The sequence below is a fragment of the Lederbergia galactosidilytica genome (assembly GCF_017873565.1).
GTDB classification, from domain to species: domain Bacteria; phylum Bacillota; class Bacilli; order Bacillales; family Bacillaceae_C; genus Lederbergia; species Lederbergia galactosidilytica.
In genome coordinates this window covers 209887-225031 of record NZ_JAGGKH010000005.1, presented here as the reverse complement: position 1 = coordinate 225031, position 15145 = coordinate 209887, and the positions used below count along the sequence as shown (strand labels likewise).

Sequence of the window (15145 nt, the reverse complement as noted above, 5' to 3'; positions counted from 1 at the left end):
AATGCTGGGACATAACAAAAATGGCTAAGCAGGAAAGACAAACGATGCATTACCATAGCATTAGAAAAACTCTTGCGGTAGGTCGGCATTGATCACGTCCTGTGACCAATGCCGACACTAGAACAACGTGTTCATTGAAAAGGCATCGGTGCGATCATGGAGTGCGACTTAAGAAGGCTAAAACTGTGGCATCCTGCCGGCCCGAGGCTCACCAGCCGCCCGGAAAGCGAAGTATAATTCCGAAGCAAGTTATATGCACTTACTTGTTCGGTTTTTCTTTGGTGAAAACATTTTTGTTCCAGCCTCATTCTTCGCTATACTTTTCCAATACTTCTTCTATCGAATGATTTAGACTCTCTACATCTACCTTTTCAACAGGTTGATCTTCCAGATTATATTTCTTTTTTAACTGCAAAATCCTACGCACACTTTCATCAATTCTTTCCTCACTCAATTCGCCCGTTTCTACCGCTTGAACGAGGGCCTCAATCACATTTTTGACATTATCATACTCATGGGCAATGAGAATTACATCACTTCCCGCCTTTACAGATTGGACAGCAGCTTCCCCCATCTCATAATGATTCGTTATTGCCTTCATTGTCATATCATCAGTTACAACAACACCTGTGAAATCAAGTCGGTCTCGCAATAAATTGGTAATCACTTTTTTGGACATAGATGATGGATATGTAGGATCAATTTCCGGAAGCAAAATATGAGCGACCATCACCATATCAGCTCCGTCATGGATTGCCTTATAGAATGGGAGCAGTTCTATTTGTTCCATTTCTTTGACAGATTTCTCAATGATTGGCAAATCCAGGTGGGAATCCACCTCCGTATCCCCATGTCCAGGAAAATGTTTGATTACGGATATGATTTGCTGTGACTGAATACCTTTCATCGTTTCGATCCCTAGCCGACTCACAAGCTGAGGGTCGGAACCAAACGAACGATCATTAATTACTGGATTGTTCGGATTGCTATTAACATCTAGTACAGGGGCAAAATCAAGATTAAATCCGAATGCCTTCACCTGGTCGCCAAGTACCTGCCCTACTTCATAGGAAAAAGCAACGTCATTCAACATGCCAATTTCCTCATTCGTTGGCAAAGTCATCATATTATCAGGGAATCTTGAAATTCTTCCACCCTCCTGATCAACCCCTAAGAAAAGCGGAAATGGGTTTTGCACGTTTTCCCTTTTTATATCATTTAATAAGGTGATCATTTGCTTTGTGTCCAGCAGATTAGCTGCAAAGAAGATGAAGCCACCAACTTGATGATGTGTAATAAGTTCTTTCGTTCCCGCGTCCAATTCCACTCCATCCGTACCTGCAAAAATCATTTGGCCAATTTTTTCACGTATATTCATAGCCTTCAGTTGATTGTTCACACCCTTTTGCTCCTTTATGATTTTGGTTGAATCTGAATAAAGCGAGATATGATCAACAGCAGGATTAGGCACTGATTTTGTCGGTTTTGGCAATATCCATTTCAACTGTTCACTCTTAGATACGTTATATACTAAGATAACTTGATCGACATTTTTATCTTGATAATAGCGAACCTCATCAGGTTCACCTTTTAATTTTTCAATGGTCTCTAAACGAATAAAGTTAAGCTCAGGGGCATAAGAACGGATATCTACAACTCGATCTGCTCGCAAGCCTAAGGTAACTTTTGGACTTTGATACTGCTGATATATCCCTGCGGCTAGTCCATCAATTTGATCAGGGTCCCCCCAAAGCTGATCAACTTCTTGAAGACTAGATTTGCCGGCGATTAAGGGAGCTCCTGGAATCTTTCCAAATCGGGCTTCCCGAAAAATCGCCTTGATTAATTCTTCTTGATTCTCTCTACTATTAGGAACGGACTGTTCTTTCCAGCTCTGCCAAGCTAAATAGGATGACATTCCCAGCAAAAGAACAGCTAAGCAAATTAGCACCTTTTTTGTCATTTGCATCAACCCCATTATGGACTTTCTTTAGACTATACTAGTTTTCCTTTCTTTATAGAACCCTCATAAACCATCTCTTAATAAAAATCACGGTATCTCAAGTTTTATAAAATTATAGGCCTTTAAACAAGGGGGGATTTCTTTTTATATAACATTGACTTTCTCTTTCTAAACTGCTACATTAGCAATAACTAAAAACGGAAGGGTGACCCAATTAGATGAAGTACTAATCCTATTTTTTGAAAAACAATCGAACGAAACTTGTAAAGAACAGATTTTCATCTGTCTTCTTTCACATGTCTTCGAACGATCTTTTCAGAATAGGATTGGTACTACACATTGGGAAAATTAGGGACCAGTGTCTCTTTTTGTATTACCCGTATGCCTCCTATTCTGACTAAAATAGGGGGCTTTTTTGTCTCCGAATTTAAAAAGATGGAGATGATTTGATGCTATTAGAAGCAATTGAACTAAAGTATTATGTAAAAGATCGCCTATTAATCAAGACGGAGCACTTACAGGTTCAAGCAAAAGATCGGATTGGCTTAGTTGGGAGGAACGGATGCGGAAAAACAACCTTATTAGAACTATTAGCTCAAAAAAAGCAACCTGAATCAGGGAAAGTCCACTCTTATGCTAATAGTGAACTCCTTCCTCAACTAAAAAAGACGAATACAACTAAAAGTGGAGGTGAAGTGACACAGGATTATATTAATCAGACATTGGTTAAGAAACCTGACCTCTTACTCGCTGATGAACCAACAACCAACTTAGACACAGAACATATTGAGAAGCTTGAAAAACAACTACAAAGATGGCAAGGAGCGTTCATTCTTGTCTCCCATGACCGTGAATTCCTCGATGCCCTTTGCACAACTATTTGGGAGTTGAACGAGGGTAAGATCAAAGAGTATAAGGGAAACTATTCCGAATATGTTACACAAAAGGAAATAGAACGAAAACAACAAGAAAGTGCTTATGAGCAATATGAAAAGAAAAAGCAACAATTAGAGGAAGCGCTTGTATTAAAAGAGCAAAAGGCAGCTCGAGCCACAAAGCTCCCTAAAAAAACAAGTGCTTCTGAAGCCAAAATTACGGGGGCAAAGCCTTATTTTGCCAATAAGCAAAAAAAGCTCCGCCAAACAGCTAAAGCGATTGAGACTCGTTTAGAGAAGTTAGAAAAAGTGGAAAAGGTAAAAGAACCGCCCGCCATAAAAATGAATCTCCCGAATGAAGAAACTTTTACCGGACGAATTGTCTTAAGGGTAGAAGATGTTCCAGGAGTGGTCGGAAAACGAGTACTTTGGCATTCAGCCCACTTTCAAGTCAAAGGTGGTGATAAATTAGCCATTATTGGTCCGAATGGTAGTGGAAAAACAACACTTATGAAAAAATTGATTCAGCAAAAGCAAGGGATATACTTTTCACCTGCAGTGAAAATTGGTTATTTCAGTCAGAACCTAGATATTTTACAACTCGACCAATCAATTTTGGAAAATGTTCGTTCAACTTCCACACAAGAGGAAAGTTTAATTCGTACTGTGCTTGCAAGACTACATTTTTTTCGTGAAGATGTATATAAAAACGTGTCTGTCTTAAGTGGGGGTGAGCGCGTAAAAGTTGCCTTCGCCAAAATTTTCGTGAGTGATATTAATACCATTCTCATGGATGAGCCGACTAACTTCCTTGATCTTCAAGCCGTTGAGGCATTAGAGTCGTTGCTCCAAGGCTATGCCGGAACTGTCATTTTCGTTTCCCATGATCGTCGTTTTATTGAATCGGTCGCAAATCAAATATTATCTATAGAAAAGCAGGAATTAAAGCTTTTTGATGGAAGTTATAAAGAATACAAACAAGTTAATATAAGTACAAAGCGTGATACTTTAGAAGATAAACGACTTTTGCTAGAGACGAAAATAACCGATGTCCTCAGCCGACTAAGCATCGAACCTTCACAAGAGTTAGAAGCGGAATTTCAACAGTTATTGGCTGAAAAACGCAAATTGGAATTGTAGACGATAATATCCGTGATCCATCTTTATCACGGATATTATTTACAAATTTTGCAATCAACCTACGCTTCATTTTTAAAGGAGGGCTGTCCTATGTTTTTCAAACCGAATCCTAACTTTCACCCTAAAGCCGTTCATACCGCCTTATTCACTACCTTTATTTTTTGGAGTTTACTTCTTTTTGTGAATGCCATTTTTGAACAGATTCAAGGTGTGTCGCTCGTTCAGAGTTCATTTGCAATGCTTATTTCAGGGTTGTCTATTTTCTTTCTTACTGAATTTGTATGTTCATGTTTTTATCGAACTAAGTAACGCTATATGCACTCTTACCAATAAGAAAATAGTGTGATTCTATGTTTCTTTATACCACACAACAAATTAGCGAGTGGAAAATGGGTAACTTCCTGTTAGGCTCATTAGCTATCTACGAAATGGGGCATATTCGTGGTATTCGCGCTATATCTCAAGGCTTCCTAAGATGAAAAGTCTTTATCATATTCAATTATTTATTAAAAAATATAGGTATAACATCTCCAATAAATGAGGGAAGTGTTAACATGCCATCTTTTAAATTAGATATGGACATTCATGAAGCAACCGACAAATTAACTGACCTTTTTAAGGAACAAGTAACCAATGTAACAGCGATTGAGATGGGAGAGCTTAGTCGAGTATTCAGCTTTAACCATCAACAAAACGAATATGTGATTCATTTTAAACGCGATCGCTATTCGTTCGATAAAGCAAAATATATGTTTGAAACTTACTCTTCTGCCGCCCTTCCCATCCCCAAATTAATAGAAATCGGAAGCCTTTCTGGTATGTATTATGCGATTAGCGAAAAGGCATTAGGGCAACCAATAAGTAAATGGGATGAAGAAAATAAAGTAGACTCTATATTGAATCAACTCACAGATCATTTTACATATATGAGTCAAATCCCGATTGATCCAAACATTGGTTTTGGTACACTTACAGAAAAGGGAATAGCTAGCCAAAAAAGTTGGCAAGAAGCGTTAATGCATTTTTTTGATCCAGCTCAACTAGGATTCCATCATAATTGGACGAATTTATATACCATTAGTTTTTTAGAGAAAACCTTATTTACCGAAGGTTTTAACACAATGATGAGCTTAGCGGAATATTCCCCTGTAGAGCCCCATCTTGTACATGGTGATTTTCATCTCGGCAATATGCTTTCTGATGGACAGAAAGTGACAGGAATAGTTGATTGGGAAATGGCTATGTACGGGGATTTTATGTTTGATCTTGCTGGTTTACACTTTTGGGCTCCACATCTTGAGTTTCCGCAGCGTGTCAGAAAGTCGTGGATCGAGAGTGGTAAAAATATTCCTTATTTTGAAGAAAGGCTTCGCTGCTATTTATTGTTGAAAGGAATTGATGGTCTGCGCTTCTATGCTAAAAAAGACGACAAGGGTGCCTATAATTATATGAGGAATAGAGTAATTGCCTTGCTAAAGGAATGACCCCCAAAAAACCATTATAGATGTTCACAATTTTATTATAAAATGGCTGTCCAATAAAATTTGAACAGCCATTAAACTTATTGACTTCCCTTAAAATTATGTCACTTTTAGATCATCATTACTTGAAACATGGAAAGAAAAGGGAAGTTTTTAATGCATTCTTACTTAGAATAGTTTAATTCCCAAATGATGCCATATCGATCTTTCACAATCGCATGTTTTGCTCCCCAAAAAGTATCTTGAAGCTCCATTTGGATTTGTCCTTCTTTAGATAGCGCCTCATACACTTTATTGATTTCCTCTTCACTATCCAAATCAGGCCCCAATAATATTGCATTTCCATTGGATATTTGTTGATCAAAGACATCCGCAAAATAAAGTACACACGTATCATTGATATGAAGCTCTGCATGAATATATTTGCCCTCATGTCCTTTAAACATCTCGATCTCATCTGCCAATTGCGCATTTTGGATTTCGCCACCGAACACTTGCTGATAAAATTCAATCGCTTCTTTACAATTCTCAATCCTTAAATGGGGAACCATTCGCTTCATATCAAAAACCTCCTCATATAATTATGAGCATAGATTACTCTTTTATCGCTTACACGTCAAAAAATTTGCCACAACACTCTAGTAACATAATAAAAAGGGAAGGAGTATTGAAACTGTATCCCGAAAACAATAGTATTAATCAAAGTAATTTATACAAGTGATTTTGTTTAAGTACCCATATTCCTTTATTTTAAACAAAACAGGTGATGATATATGTATAATAACGAAGAACGTGAACTTTTAAAGCAGAAGATTGAACATTTCAGCAAACAATTGGATGAGGTGCAAGGGTTATTGCTCGTTGGTTCTGGAGCGACAGGTTATCGTGATCAATATTCAGATCTTGACCTATTAGTTGTTGTAAATAACAGCCAAAAAGTCTTGACTGTTCAAAACAAGCTACAGACCTATTTACACACCCAATATAGGATTTTAGAAGAAAAAGTGTATCAACATGAACCTGATATTTTTGTTACCTGCTTCCTTTTCAATAATTATTTAGGACTTGATCTAGGCATCTGGTCGTTAAATAAACTAAGAGCCACTAAACCAAATTGGCTTGTTCTCTTTGATCGAGACCCTAATAAACTCGAAAAGAAACTAGTTCAATCGCTAAAAATTCATACTCATCAAAACCTGGAGGAAATGATCGAAGACTCGCTTACTTTTATTTGGCAATTTTTCAGAAGTTCCGCTATCGCAATCAAGCGGCAACAATATATTCAAGCCATTAGAGAAATTGACTTTATTCGCTGTCACATCATCCGGTTTATCTGCCAAAAACACCATATCCACTATGATTTCGAGAAATCCATAGATCATATTACCGATCCGCACGTACAGAAATTACAAAGGACGTATGAAGTAAAATTAGAGCAATATAGTATGCAGCAGCTTCTTAGAGACGTTCTGTCCCTCTATTTTTCTGTAATCAATATTAGTGAATCAGCTATTCAATTAAAACAGCAAGAAATGCTAGACGAATTTATAAGGGACTTGTTCGAAGGTACATAGGGAATCGTGGGTGGATAAACATGACACCTCATCCCTATTTATCCATCCATGCATTTTGTTGCATATTAATGATTGGTTTGACGAACAATTTATACAGCAAATTTTAGCTATACATTACTTTGGCACCTTTTGGCAAGGAGCGAACATGCTGTAAATGAGCTGTCACCTTTGCATCGTCACTCTCAGGATATTCAAACTTAAAATGGTTAGCGACCTTTTGCGCCGAAGTTCTAAATAAGTCTCCCATCCTAAAAAGGGATTTCCACATATTGTCATACTCTCCATCTGGGTAGGTTTCAACAAAATGCTTCCATGTTTCAGGATCAAGGTAATGCTTAAAGTATTTTCCACTTTTCCCTGCACTTACCGAAAAATCCGTGTCTATCCCAATTCGCCATTCCAGCATCTGCATAAGCATATTTCTGACAGGAACATCCATCATTTCCTTTGCATAGGAGAGTTCTTCACGCCAGATCCCTTTGCCGACATAAGTGCTAACCCACCAAAATTCATTACAACAATCGGCAAACTGTTTAGACGTCGGGGGGATATCCAGTAATTATTGTCACTAGCAGGTGGAAATGTCTGCAACATATGATCTTTGTCCAATAGAACAATACTTAAGCTATCCTCACCAAGCATTTTATCTATCTTTTCCTCTGGAATCAAAGTCAAATCAATTCGATTCCCATCGGTAAACTGCATTAAATAGACAAAAATCCCATTATTATCTGGAGGGATTAAAGACATCTCCTCTGGCATTTGCATAATCATAATCTCCCCGAAACGGTGGACCCATTGGTGATTTTTTGTAAAAGAAGCCAAATCTCGCACAACATAGACAACGTCAAAGTCTTGAAAACAATCCTTCTGGGCCCGTGGATTCGTGCGTGAACCGTTCATCACAACTGCACGGATACGCTCGTCTTCTTGGGCAGTACCGACAATTAGATTCATCATTTCTTCTTCTGTGCGCATTTTCAATCTTCATTCATCCCTTCATCTGTTTGAGGAAACCAATTTCCTTTAACTTTATAGCAAGTCGATCAAGTTTCTTTTGCCAGCCCCTTCGATGATCTAGTATTAATTCAATTCCCGATAATTTAGCAATGCTCTCCACGACTTCCCCAATTGACATTTCATCTGTTTGGATATGCTCCTTGAACAGATCACTTTCTAAGACTTTAAGACGTTCATGGCTTTGTTGAAATGCCCATGAGTTCTTCCCTTCCCAACGTTTCCATAGACGTTTTTGGATCGTCGATTTAGAGGCGGCCAACGTAAAATGCAGAACATTAATCCCCTCTGCTCTTAATCTCCCAATCACTTCAGCAAAATAAAGTTCATTTGTTACAGTCATCGGTACAATGATGATCCCGGCATATTCCTCAGCAACCTGTTTCAATAAGCGATAGTTAGCCTCTCGCCATAATGGATAATCTTGAAAGTCCCCCTTTGAAATCTCCTTCGGCACATTGGCCATCAATACATAACCAAATCTCTCGGGATCATAGACAAAAGCTTTCTCTACTCTTCTTTGTAGCTCATAAGCTGTGGTCGTTTTCCCACTCCCAAATGTGCCGTTAATCCAAATAATCATCCTATCTCTGCCTCAAACGTTACGATTTCATCGGGTGCTGTTGGGGACTTTCCAAATACATAACCTGAGGAACAAATAATATTTTTATAGCCCAAATCTTTTAGAAGCAATGTAAATTCCTCGATCCCATACCAGCTTAATTGTAACTCTTGTAGTTCTGTTTCAAGCAAATGGCCCTTTTTCCACTTTTCATATTTTAAAAGGGTAGTTGTCCGTTGTTTCACCCAGTTTATCTGAATGGATTTACTCTCTAATGTGATGCCCTCCCCATTAGGAAGTGAAAATACTTCTGTTGAAATCTCTCCCTCTTTGAAATCATAAGGAAGCAATAAATCTATGATGATACGCCCCCCACTCGCTAGATGCCGTTTAAAATTCTTTAATACCGTGATCGCCTTTTCCCGGGATTCAATCAGACAAAAGGTGCCTGTTGGCATAATAATTGATTGATATTGTTGGGAAAGAGCAAAATTCTCTAGTCTCATTTCATATAATTCGGGAGCCAATTCTCGTTCTTCACATCGGTTGCGGCAAGACTGTAGCATTTCTGGAGAATAATCAATCCCATCTACTACAAAACCATTTTCTAAAAGTGGAATAAGGCATCTGCCAGAACCAACCCCCGCTTCCAATACTCTGCCATCTACATTTTCCAATCGCTTAAGATAATATTCGATATCTCCATTGATCGACCGTCCAACCGGTTTGGTTAAATCATAAAGTTCTGTACTAAGCTTGCCATAATAGCTAAACATTTTATTTTTACCTTCTTTCATATATGCACGTATGAGCATACTCTTTAAAAACAAGTAACACCTTTTTATTCGCCTACTTTTTTGTGTTCCTATCCAAGCAACATTGTAGGAAATCTCCTGTTAGATCCATCTTTACTTATTCTCTAAAAAACTAAATTCCCCTCCATAATGATAAAATGAAATTTCAATTAGTATTGACATTCTGATTTTCTCCCATAGATTAGTAAGCAAAAGTTAGCAACATCCCATATAACCAAAGCCTTTTAATGACCTCCAACAAAAGACTGAGGAGATCGTCCGCCCTTCGAAAATGTCTGTAATAACCTCTCTGTTTGATAATAAAACAAACATAGGTACAATTAAGATTATCGAATATTAAATCCTCAATATCGTAGCACTACAGCAGAAATAATATGAACGCAACAATTAACAAAATGCCTTTGTTAATGTATAGAACACCTACAATAAAGATACTTAACATAATCGGTGCAAACATATGATATTTGGTGAATAACTTTTTTAAACTTAAGAAGAATGGCTATCATAGGTGCAAAATCGTCTCTACAAAAAGCCAATAGCTAATAGAACGAGAGTAACGGCTAATAGAGCGCATACAATGGCTAATAGGCTGAGTCCGACAGCTAATAGAATGCATTTAACGGCTAATAGGACAAAAAAGCAGTAGTGATTTTAAGAAGAAAGGTCCGAAATGGAAAGGATGATCTAAGAAGCACTATCCGAAAAATTAAACATAGCCAGACAGGCTGTTAGTTAGGTGAAGGCCCAAAGTAAATGGAGCACTTTCAAAGTAAAGCGAGGAACAAATAGAGCGGTTTAATGGTTTACTGGCATTTGGGCTTCATAATTACATTATTCGTAAAGGGATGATAAAAGGTGAAAGACTACTGTATTGCCAATACGACAAAAGCAGAAAGAGAAAAACTAGTTGCGAATGCTGAAGCTATTAATTCATTAGGAGCTGAACCATTGACAAAAGAAAATCAGGCTTTATTACAAATGTATGTGAACGGTGAAATCGAGCTTGATGATTTGCAAAGAAAAATTATTGATAAATACAGCAAATGAGACACAAGTATGTGACACAGTTGTTTTAAACACACTCAAAACCGTTTGTGTGTATTTTTGCACTAGGAATAGATTTGCTAGGTTAGCCTCTTTATTTTTGGGCTCGGTAGGCTTTGGTGGGAGATCCATATAGGAGGTTGTCAATATAAGTTTGCCATAATGTCCCGAAGGATAATGCCATTTTACATTGACAACCTCGCTACCGTAAATCCAGCAGTAAGCAAGCTGTAGCTATATTTGGGTTACTACATAGACCATAGGATCTGTCATTTCCGTTGTTCCAAAGAAGTAAAGCTGATTAGCTAAGAAAAGCTCATAATATCGGTTTGGTGAAGGCTCTGGATCCCCTCTTAAGCCAATCCGCATTTGTGGAGGGGCGTTTTCAGTGAGTTCAAACTCAAATCCCTCACCTAATTGCATAAGAAAAGTCATAGAAATCTCACCATTATAAGTAGCTGGGGCTTCATCTTCTATAAGCCATAGAGGCTGACCTCCCACTTTGTTCATTTCATCTTTTTTAGTAGTAGTTTCAAACACCCAACGTTTAAACATTATTTTCTCTTGATAATCTTGTCGGGGCTTTATCGCAGCCGAGGTTCGAAATACCAATATTCTAAAATGGCGTTGATAATTTTTCAAAAATTCCTTGGGGATATCGGCCCCTTTTAAAGGAACATCGAGCATCTCTGGAATTAGCTCTTCTTCATTCGCACAATTTGTACACTGGAAAACAGCCATTGAGAACTCTTGCCATGAATGCCCTTCTGGAAAGGCAATTTGAAAAAAGAAAGTTTGTTCAGATCCACATAATGAACAACTTGGAATATCTAAATTTTCTGGGATTCTCGGCTGTCCCCCAATAAAAGATAGATCATCTTCTTTCTGCACTTGCCCAGAATTATCTAATTTTAAAGTATAGCCTGACATTCCATCATCTCCTTTTGCTCAACTTTGTTATGGATTTGGAAAAATGCGGGATATCGTTTCTCCATTCACTCGGACTTGATACAATATTTCATAAGGCCTTGTTGAACCGGCTGTATACTTAGGAACAACCCGAACAAAGACATTTTTCCCAGCTTTAACTTCATCAGCAATTAATTTTTCGAAGGCGCGAAAAGCACCTCTATTGACCCGACTATTTTGCGGAAAAAGGTTTCCAGAATTCATATTTCCCAGGCCACCGAGACGATTTCCAATCGCATGACCTGCATCATCTGTCATTTTCCCGAGTTTCCTTACATAATCACGAGCTGCTTGATTCGTCACGGTCCCTGTATTTAAATGGTGCTTTTCAATTTTAGCAAATACAGAACGGAGCTCACCATTTGAACCAATCGATGTCCTGTAGGTTAAACCTCCAGCAGTGGTTAACTCAAACCGTTCCATCCCTTTTGGTGCCTTCAATATTTTTTTGGAAATAATCTTGCCAAAAGGCAATCGACTCATACCGATGGTAAGCAAAGATGCTGCAGCATACTCAGGTGTCAGCATTTTTTTAGGATTTCGAATAATATCCGCAAGCTCTTTCCCACTTGAAGCAAGCCCAATCCCTGTTGAAACAGCAACTAGCGCAGACCAGACACCTAGGAATGGAACAACTAAGGAAAAAGCACCTGCAATAATCGCTCCTTTTTCCCATCCTGATAAGCGATCCCACCAGCTTTGCAAATGATCAAACAAGCAAGCAAAGCATGACTCATAGCCAAAGGATACTTGATTCCAAGCAAAATAGTAGAAAACAATAAGGAAGGAAGCTAGGAGAACAAGTAATACCTCAAAATATTTAAGTGTATTTTCTCTTAAAATTGGAAGGCGCTCTTCTTTTGCTTCCTTATTCCCATACAATAAAGTTAAACCTAGTTCTCTTCTTTCCCGGTAAAAATGTAGCAAATAGCCGTATTGCTGTCTGCTTTTAAATAAAGAGATCATTAAATTCCAAATTTCAGAAAATGGATTAATCATTTTCTCATACGATAACAGTGGGAGTTTATCACGCACCCGATTAAAATCCGCATAATCAATCAACAGAGCAATGCCTAGCATGATTAAAAACCAAATTTTTGTTTGGTAACCGCTCCCTAATAACCCATGGAAAGCTCTAATCCAATCAGGAAATTGATAGCTGCCATTCCACAAAGCATGGTCCATTATGGCAATGAATAAACAAAAGCCAGGCAAAATAAATATATAATTCTTTAGCTTTTTTCTAAATCTTAGAGCAAAACCAATTCCAAGTGTGATCAAAGCAGTTAGCAAAGCATGACTAGCTGTCATTTGCGTCGGGAAATAACTTTCTTCCATATAGCCGGGAAAAAGCGTAAAGAAATCCCAGTGAAGGACATTCCCTCCCAATAAAGTAAACCCATACATATTACCAGATGCAATTCTTCTCACAAACTCTTCAACGAGCTGAAAGCCTGCACCAGTTGCAGCTCCAATTAAAGCATAATCTGTAAGACTTAAAGAAGTAGCTCTTCTCGATAAATATAAGTAGGCAGCAAGTGGCAATAATTTAAGAATTTCCTCCATAATAGGAGTTAAAATAGACATGCTCCAAAAATCAGATGCTGTGCCTCCAAATAACTTAGTGATCAGCAAAACGACTACAGCTGTTAACGGTACGACAAACCAAGCACCAGCAAGAAAAAAATGAGTATATTGTTTCCATGTTAATGTTTTACTTCGGCAAAGAAGCCAGAACTGCACAATGACATAAAAGGACCATAAAAACTGGACAGTCATTGTTCGCGAATCTTTTAAGAAAAAGAGACTAATAATGAATAAAAGGACCAAAATCCACGATACAAACATATATAAATACGTAATAATTGGAAACTTAGCAACAATAGTTTGCCAGGTGTTTTCAACCTTATCTAAGGTTGACCTTATTCCATGACGAAACTTCCCCATCTTCCCTTGCATGCAGTCCCTCCTTGTCTTGAAATGACTTTATTAGTCTGTGTTACACGAATAAACATCTATGGAAGATCAGACAGATTGTTGAGATTGCTAGAGTATCATTTCATCATATAATTATATTTTTATCTTAAATAGAATCAATTTCATAATAGAGATTTTAGCCTTCAAATCCGAACAACGTTGATTTACGCTTCAGGTGGGCGCTTTCGGGGGCATCCTGCGGGATCCTCACCTGTCACGCTAATCCCCAGGAGTCGCCACCTTCCACTCCAATCAACTAAGTTAAGGAAATACATGGACTAACAATTTAATCTCCTTTAACAATAACGTTGTATGGATCATTAATAAGCAATGATGAAATTGACTTAAATACTGTGGATAATAACCTTAAGATAGTAAAGCCTAGACTTAAGCAGATATTATCGGATAATGACTGTATTTAAGGCTCCTATAAAGATTTTGTTAAATATAATGCTAGATCATCGTTTACATATACTTGGTCTCCACGATTTAGTTGCCTTCTATTTTGATATATCCCACGGCCATCTGGTAGATAGCCTCTTCTTATATATAATCGTTGGGCAGCACCATAATCCTTAATAAGCCCGAAACCAATACCAATAATAGGGTGTGTATCCGCAACAATTCTTTCTGCTTCATTCATCAATTCCGTTGCAATTCCATTATTTTGATAGCAAATTAAAACGTTCAAATCAACGATTTCTGGAATCCCTTCCTCCAAAAATGGTGGATAAGTGGATTTCCATTTAATTGTTACATAACCGGCAAACTTGTTCAGGTATTCAGCTACAAGGATAACCCGTTCCCCTTTATCTTGCTCCTCAGCATATTGCTCAAATTGGGAGGCTGGTTTATGCCAGCCTTGATCCATAAAGGCCTTTTCAATAATCTCAAAGTCGTTTTTAGCTAATTGGCGAACTGATATAGATGGTTTTTTCACTATTCTTCCCTTCCCTCTTCCCGATTTCAGCAATCTAATAAGCGTAAGCGATAAGCATTCATGGCGGTTTCTCCAAGCTGATCAAGAAGATTATAATTCGCATAGGCACCTACAACAGCACCAATCCCGGGGATTAACTGAAACATTTTTGCCAAATCAATATGATCTCGATATTCTTGCTGAAAAACGCGCCAATCCATATCAAGCAATTCCCTTTTCTTCAACTCCCAATTTTTAATCGTTTCAAATGTTTCCTTTCGTTTCTCATCACTAGAAAATGCTAGCTGAAAAACATGAAGAATAAATAATCTTTCTTCATATTTATTTGTGTCATATCCGTATATCGTCGCCGCCTCAAATAAAAACTTCATTTTAATTGACAACAATAGGGGGAAATCAGCTAACCCAAGCAAGATACCGCCTGCTCCTGTCCCCGCTCCCTCAACGACAGCTGTTTTTCTATAGGTTGAAAGCTTCTGTTTCAATGCTTTGTCCTGCTCATAAAGATTTACTTCTATAGAATCTCGCTTCTTCGTTGTCACACTAGAACCGGCAAGTGTTGCTTTTACCATATTTTTTATACTATCTGTGATCACATTATGGACTTTTTCTGGAATCAAGCTATTAACCTTTGTTTGTGTAGTTTTCGACATTCGATTTAACAGACTCGATCGTTTAAATATTTTTCTTTGCCACAGGATTAGCTCATCTCTAACCTCGTCTTCATATGCAGCCAATGACGACACATCCTTTTGTCTTTTTATTCAAATATTAAAAAACATCCTTCA

The 15145-nt window shown here is 37.8% G+C and carries 12 protein-coding genes and 1 pseudogene; 4 read left to right on the top strand and 9 right to left on the bottom strand.

Going from position 1 to position 15145, the window contains the following annotated elements:
* Positions 1-304: 304 nt before the first annotated feature.
* Entirely contained in the window at positions 305-1963 is a 1659-nt protein-coding gene (gene nagZ, locus J2Z23_RS07275) for a beta-N-acetylhexosaminidase (protein WP_057984539.1), read from the bottom strand.
* A 446-nt stretch (positions 1964-2409) separates the two neighbouring features.
* On the opposite strand from nagZ, the gene J2Z23_RS07270 reads away from it, so the two are divergent.
* Both J2Z23_RS07270 and J2Z23_RS07265 read left to right on the top strand, forming a co-directional pair.
* Positions 2410-3978 (top strand): Vga family ABC-F type ribosomal protection protein, encoded by a 1569-nt coding sequence (locus J2Z23_RS07270; RefSeq protein ID WP_064468383.1) that lies wholly within the window; start codon positions 2410-2412, stop codon positions 3976-3978.
* 554 nt (positions 3979-4532) lie between these two features.
* On the top strand, positions 4533-5462 hold the full coding sequence (locus J2Z23_RS07265; protein WP_209973572.1) for an aminoglycoside phosphotransferase family protein: 930 nt from the start codon (positions 4533-4535) through the stop codon (positions 5460-5462).
* 161 nt (positions 5463-5623) lie between these two features.
* On the opposite strand, the gene J2Z23_RS07260 is transcribed toward J2Z23_RS07265, so the two are convergent.
* A complete protein-coding gene (locus tag J2Z23_RS07260) occupies positions 5624-6019 on the bottom strand; it encodes a VOC family protein (RefSeq protein ID WP_057984532.1) in 396 nt (131 codons plus the stop codon).
* 213 nt (positions 6020-6232) lie between these two features.
* On the opposite strand from J2Z23_RS07260, the gene J2Z23_RS07255 reads away from it, so the two are divergent.
* A complete protein-coding gene (locus J2Z23_RS07255; protein ID WP_057994044.1) occupies positions 6233-7033 on the top strand; it encodes a nucleotidyltransferase domain-containing protein in 801 nt (266 codons plus the stop codon).
* A 103-nt stretch (positions 7034-7136) separates the two neighbouring features.
* On the opposite strand, the pseudogene J2Z23_RS07250 reads toward J2Z23_RS07255, so the two are convergent.
* The 3 genes and pseudogenes from J2Z23_RS07250 to J2Z23_RS07240 form a co-directional block, all read right to left on the bottom strand.
* Positions 7137-8011: pseudogene (locus J2Z23_RS07250) on the bottom strand (aminoglycoside 6-adenylyltransferase).
* A 13-nt stretch (positions 8012-8024) separates the two neighbouring features.
* Positions 8025-8633, bottom strand: a complete 609-nt coding sequence (locus tag J2Z23_RS07245; protein WP_057984528.1) for an AAA family ATPase — start codon at positions 8631-8633, stop codon at positions 8025-8027.
* Positions 8630-9388, bottom strand: coding sequence for a class I SAM-dependent methyltransferase (locus J2Z23_RS07240; RefSeq protein ID WP_057984525.1), 759 nt, complete (start codon positions 9386-9388; stop codon positions 8630-8632). The genes J2Z23_RS07245 and J2Z23_RS07240 overlap by 4 nt, the downstream gene beginning before the upstream one ends.
* An 894-nt stretch (positions 9389-10282) precedes the next feature.
* Here J2Z23_RS07240 and J2Z23_RS07235 point away from each other — a divergent pair.
* On the top strand, positions 10283-10474 hold the full coding sequence (locus J2Z23_RS07235; protein WP_057984523.1) for an antitoxin VbhA family protein: 192 nt from the start codon (positions 10283-10285) through the stop codon (positions 10472-10474).
* 231 nt (positions 10475-10705) lie between these two features.
* Here the strand turns inward: J2Z23_RS07235 and J2Z23_RS07230 are convergent, their stop codons facing one another.
* The 4 genes from J2Z23_RS07230 to J2Z23_RS07215 all read right to left on the bottom strand — a co-directional run bounded on the left by J2Z23_RS07230 (position 10706) and on the right by J2Z23_RS07215 (position 15094).
* Positions 10706-11401: a hypothetical protein gene (locus J2Z23_RS07230; RefSeq protein ID WP_209973570.1), complete on the bottom strand. Its 696-nt coding sequence runs from the start codon at positions 11399-11401 to the stop codon at positions 10706-10708.
* 27 nt (positions 11402-11428) lie between these two features.
* Complete coding sequence (locus J2Z23_RS07225) at positions 11429-13399, bottom strand: PrsW family glutamic-type intramembrane protease (protein ID WP_057984519.1); 1971 nt, start codon at positions 13397-13399, stop codon at positions 11429-11431.
* A 445-nt stretch (positions 13400-13844) separates the two neighbouring features.
* On the bottom strand, positions 13845-14357 hold the full coding sequence (locus J2Z23_RS07220) for a GNAT family N-acetyltransferase (RefSeq protein WP_064468381.1): 513 nt from the start codon (positions 14355-14357) through the stop codon (positions 13845-13847).
* Positions 14358-14383: 26 nt separating this feature from the next.
* The gene (locus J2Z23_RS07215) at positions 14384-15094 is read right to left on the bottom strand and encodes an EcsC family protein (RefSeq protein ID WP_057984517.1); all 711 of its coding nucleotides are present in this window, start codon (positions 15092-15094) and stop codon (positions 14384-14386) included.
* Positions 15095-15145 lie beyond the last annotated feature (51 nt).